Origin of the sequence: Nocardia testacea NBRC 100365, from assembly GCF_000308775.1 — a bacterium.
Classification (GTDB): Bacteria; Actinomycetota; Actinomycetes; order Mycobacteriales; family Mycobacteriaceae; genus Nocardia; species Nocardia testacea.
Window position 1 is genome coordinate 1 of record NZ_BAGJ01000108.1, and the last position, 5,217, is coordinate 5,217.

General features: G+C 69.5%; 3 protein-coding genes and 1 pseudogene. All 4 read right to left on the minus strand.

Annotation, left to right across the window (positions count from 1 at the left end; all coding sequences use genetic code 11):
- Positions 1-225 (minus strand): annotated as a pseudogene (locus ON38_RS15870) (hypothetical protein); the annotation flags it as partial.
- On the minus strand, positions 222-812 hold the full coding sequence (gene ruvX / locus ON38_RS15875) for a Holliday junction resolvase RuvX (protein WP_039825582.1): 591 nt from the start codon (positions 810-812) through the stop codon (positions 222-224). The gene ruvX and the pseudogene ON38_RS15870, both read right to left, overlap by 4 nt.
- Positions 812-3,490, minus strand: a complete 2,679-nt coding sequence (gene alaS, locus ON38_RS15880) for an alanine--tRNA ligase (RefSeq protein WP_039825583.1) — start codon at positions 3,488-3,490, stop codon at positions 812-814. Before alaS ends, ruvX begins: the two co-directional genes overlap by 1 nt.
- A 36-nt stretch (positions 3,491-3,526) precedes the next feature.
- On the minus strand, positions 3,527-4,903 hold the full coding sequence (locus ON38_RS15885) for a replication-associated recombination protein A (RefSeq protein WP_039825584.1): 1,377 nt from the start codon (positions 4,901-4,903) through the stop codon (positions 3,527-3,529).
- Positions 4,904-5,217: the final 314 nt, after the last annotated feature.

Genomic DNA, 5,217 nt, shown 5'->3' on the forward strand with positions numbered 1-5,217 from the left:
GTCGTCGTATTCGTCGTCGTCGACATAGCGGGGGATGACGGCGGTGTCGTCGTCCTCGTAGGGATCCCAGCCGTCGTCGGGCTCGTCGTCCCATTCCGGCTCGTCGGCCACCGGCGTGGCGGATGCCCGGCGGGACCGCTCCCAGGCCTTGTCGTCGCGGCGATATTTCCGCTCGGCCTCACGCTGCCGGAAGTGCGCCTCCGCCTGCGCCCATCGATCCGTCATTCATCGTCTCCGGACAACGCGGTACGGGCCGCGTCCTCGGCCGACCTCATCACAGAACTCCGTTCGTCCAACCAGCTCTGCAGGATCGACACAGCAGCAGCCTGGTCGATCACCTGCCGCTGTCCGCGCGCTCGAACACCGCTGTCCCGCAGAGCGCGTGCAGCAGACACCGTAGTCAAACGTTCGTCGGAAAGCCGGATCGGCACTTCGGGCAGCGAGTCGCGCAATCTTCCGGCGAACTCCGTTGCCATGCGCGCCGAGGTCCCTTTCTCGCCGCGGAGCGTGCGGGGTAGCCCGACGATGATCTCCACGGCTTCGTACTCGTCCGCGATCGCCGCGATCCGCGCGATATCCGCGCCGGGGCCGACGCCACCGGCGCGGCCGCCCCGCGGCGGACGACCGGCGCGCCGGGAGCCGGTATCGCGGGGCACGGTCTCCACCGGGGTCGCGAGAATCCCGTCCGGATCACTCGCGGCGACCCCGATCCGCACACTGCCCACATCGATGCCCAGCCGCCTGCCCCGGCCCGGATCCGTGGCGGGATCGGGCCGGTCGACGGGCGGGTCGTCCAGCGAGCCCACCGTCATCAGCCGGCGTGCGCGCCGATGTGATCGCGTACCGCCGCCAGACCCGCGTCGATACCCGACGGGTCCGAGCCCGCGCCCTGCGCCATCTCCGGCTTGCCGCCGCCGCGGCCGGAGATCCGCGGCCCGAAGACGGCCACCAGATCACCGGCGGCGAAGCCCAGCGCCTGGGCGGGCTTGTTCACGGTCACCACGAAGGGCACCTTGCCCTCGTTATTTCCGAGCAACACCACCACGGCCGGGGTGGAACCCAGCCGGCCGCGGATATCGGTGGCCAGGGTGCGCAGATCGCCCGCCGAGACGCCTTCCGGTGCGGCGGCCGCGACCAGCAGCACGTCCCCGAGCCGCTCGGCGGCGTCGGCATAGGCACCCGCCGACGACAGCACCGCCGCGATCTTGGTCCGCTCGAGCTCCTTCTCGGCGACCCGGAGCCGGTCCACCAGCTGCTCGACCCGCCCGGGTACCTCGTCGGAGGGGACCTTCAGCATCGAGGCGACCCCGGCCAGCAGCGCGCGTTCCTTGGCCAGATATTGGTAGGAATCCAACCCGACGAACGCCTCCACGCGGCGCACGCCCGAGCCCACCGACGATTCCCCGAGCAGGGTGATCGGGCCGATCTGGGAGGAGTGACCCACATGGGTGCCACCGCAGAGCTCCATGGAGAACGGCCCACCGATTTCCACCACGCGGACCCGGTCGCCGTAGTTCTCCCCGAACAGCGCCAGCGCGCCCATCTCCTTGGCCTTGGGCAGATCGGTGACGAAGGTGTTCACCGGGAAGTCCGCGCCGACCCCGTCGTTGGACACCGCTTCGATATCGGCCTTCTGCTGCTCGCTGAGCTGGCCCTGCCAGTTGAAGTCGAAGCGCAGGTAGCCCGGTTTGTTGAGCGAACCGGCCTGGACCGCGTTCGGTCCCAGCACCTGGCGCAGCGCCGCGTGCACCATATGGGTACCGGAATGTCCCTGGGTGGCGCCGCGCCGCCAGCCCGGATCGACCTGGGCCAGCACCACGTCACCCTCGGTGATCTGTCCCTGCTCCACCGTGCACCGATGCACCCAGAGCTTCTTCGCGATCTTCTGCACATCGTTGACGACGAGTTTCGTCCCCGCCGCGGTGATCGTGCCGCGATCGGCGATCTGGCCACCGGACTCCGCGTAGAGCGGGCTGCGGTCCAGGATCACCTCGATATCGGTGCCCGCCGGCGCGGTCGGCACCCGGACTCCGTCGGCGATCAGGGCCAGCACATGGGCCTCGGAGGTCAGCTCGTCGAAACCGGTGAACTCCGTATCGCCGCGATCGACCAGTTCCTTGTACACCGACAGATCGGCGTGCGCGTGCTTACGGGCGTGCGCGTCCTCCTTCGCCCGCCGCCGCTGTTCGGCCATGAGCGTGCGGAACCCGGCCTCGTCCACCGAGAGGCCGGCCTCCGCGGCCATCTCCAGGGTGAGGTCGATCGGGAAGCCGTAGGTGTCGTGCAGGGTGAAGGCGTCGGCGCCGGAGATGGTGCCCGTGCCGCCGCGCGGGGTCGCGGCCTTGACCTGCTCCGCCGTTTCGTCGAACAGCTTCGACCCCGTGCTCAGGGTCTTGCGGAACGCCGTCTCCTCGCCGACCGCGACCGTCTCGATCCGGCTGTAGTCGGTGGACAGTTCGGGATAGGAGGGCGCCATGAGCTCGCTCACGACCCGCATGAACTCGCTCATCACCGGCTGTTCGGCGCCGAGCAGCCGGGCCGAGCGCACGATCCGGCGCAGCAACCGGCGCAGCACGTAGCCGCGGCCGTCGTTGCCAGGGTTCACGCCGTCGGCGATCAGCATGGCCGAGGTCCGCGCATGGTCGGCGATCACCCGGAACCGGACATCGTCGGCGTGTTCGACCCCGTAGGAGCGGCCGGTCAGTTCCTCGGCCTTGTCGATGATGGGACGCAGCAGGTCGGTTTCGTAGACGTTGTCCACACCCTGCAGCAGCAGCGCGATGCGCTCGACGCCCATACCGGTATCGATGTTCTTCTTGGGCAGTACGCCCACCGGGGGGAAGCCCAGCTTCGGGCTGTCCTCGCCGCGGATGTCCTGCATGAAGACCAGGTTCCAGATCTCCAGGTAGCGGTCCTCGTCGGCGACGGGGCCGCCGTCGCGGCCGTACTCGGGCCCGCGGTCGTAATAGATCTCCGAACAGGGCCCGCCGGGACCGGGCACGCCCATATCCCAGTAGTTGTCCTTACCGTCGCGGAACTGGATCCGCTCCTCGGGGATACCGGCCACCCGGCGCCAGATCTCGGCGGCCTCGGGATCGTCCTGGTAGGCGGTGACCCAGATCCGCTCCGGATCGAATCCGTACCCGCCGTCCTCCTGCGACTTGGTGATCAGTTCCCAGGCGAAGCGGATGGCGCCTTCCTTGAAGTAGTCGCCGAACGAGAAATTACCCGCCATCTGGAAGAACGTATTGTGCCGCGTGGTGACGCCGACTTCCTCGATATCACCGGTCCGCACACATTTCTGCACGCTGGTCGCACGCGGGAACGGCGGCGTCTGCTGACCGAGGAAATACGGCTTGAACTGCACCATGCCCGCGTTCACGAACAGCAGGTTCGGGTCGTCGAGAATCAGCGATGCACTGGGCACCTCTGTATGCCCGGCACTAACGAAATGGTCCAGGAACCGCCGTCTGATCTCGTGGGTCTGCACGAATATCCAGCCTACCGGTGCCACGCACCCGAATTATCACCGAGCCGGGTTTCCGGGACGCAGGCCCCGCACGATCCGGCGCAGCGTGCTCACCCGGGGCCCGACCGCCCGCTCGTGACCGTGGTCGGTGGGGTGGTAGTAGTCCACCCCCACGAGTTCGTCCGGCGGGTACTGCTGGGCGAGCACACCGTCCGGATCGTCGTGCGGGTAGCGGTAACCCTGGGCGTTGCCGAGCCGCTCCGCGCCCGCGTAGTGCCCGTCCCGCAGATGCGCGGGCACCGTGCCTGCCTTACCGGCGGCCACATCGGCCATGGCCGCCCCGATGGCCGCGACCACCGCGCCCGATTTCGGCGCCGTCGCCAGATGGATGGTGGCCTGCGCCAGTGCCAGCCGGGCCTCCGGCAAGCCGACCAGCTGCACCACCTGGGCCGCGGCGGTCGCCGTCTGCAGCGCGGTCGGGTCGGCCATACCGATGTCCTCGCTGGCGTGGATCATCAGCCGGCGGGCGATGAAGCGCGGGTCCTCCCCCGCGGTGAGCATCCGGGCCAGGTAGTGCAGCGCCGCGTCCACATCGGAGCCGCGGATGGATTTGATGAACGCGCTGATCACGTCGTAGTGCTGGTCACCGGCGCGGTCGTACCGCACGGCCGCCTTGTCGATACTGGCGGCCACCAGATCGAGATCCACCGTCCCGTCCAGCGAGGACTCCGCCGAGGCCTCCAGCGCGGTGAGAGCCCGCCGGGCATCACCGCCGGCGATCCGCACGATGTGATCGAGAGCCTCGGGTGTCACCGTGTACTGCCCGTCCAGACCGCGCGGATCGGTGATGGCGCGGGCGAGCACGGCCCGGATATCTTCGGGCCCGAGCGAGTGCAGCTGCAGCACCAGCGACCGCGACAGCAGCGGTGCCACCACCGAGAACGAGGGATTCTCCGTGGTCGCGCCGACCAACAGCACGATGCGGTTCTCCACGGCGGCCAGCAACGCGTCCTGCTGGGTCTTGGAGAAGCGGTGCACCTCGTCGATGAACAGCACGGTCTGCTCGCCCGCGGTGAGCCGCCGACGCGAGATATCGATGACCGCCCGCACCTCTTTGACCCCGGCCGACAGGGCCGACAGGGCCTCGAACCGGCGCCCGGTGGCATACGAGATCAGCGACGCGAGCGTCGTCTTCCCGGTACCGGGCGGCCCGTACAGCAGAACCGAGGCCGCACCCGACCCCTCCACCAACCGTCGCAGCGGCGAACCGGGCCCCAGCAGATGCTGCTGCCCCACCACCTCGTCGAGCGAGGCGGGCCGCATCCGCACCGCGAGCGGGGCACGTGCCCCACCGTCCCGTGCGGCCCCGCCCGCGAAGGCGATATCCGGTGCACCCGCCCCCGCACCGGGCATATCGAACAGACCGTCACTCATTCCTGCGACGGTACCGCCCACCGCCGACATCAGGTCCGGGCGTAGCCCGAGGAGCCCGCACCGACCGCCTGCTCGGCGTGCGAGGGTGAGCCTGGTTGCGAGGCGAGAGGCCGGCTTGCTCGCGAAGGCGAGAGGCCGGCTTGCTCGCGAAGGCGAGAGGCCGGCTTGCTCGCGAAGGCGAGAGGCCGGCTTGCTCGCGAAGGCGAGAGGCCGGCTTGCTCGCGAAGGCGAGAGGCCGGCTTGCTCGCGAAGGCGAGAGGCCGGCTTGCTCGCGAAGGCGAGAGGCCGGCTTGCTCGCGAAGGCGAGAGGCCGG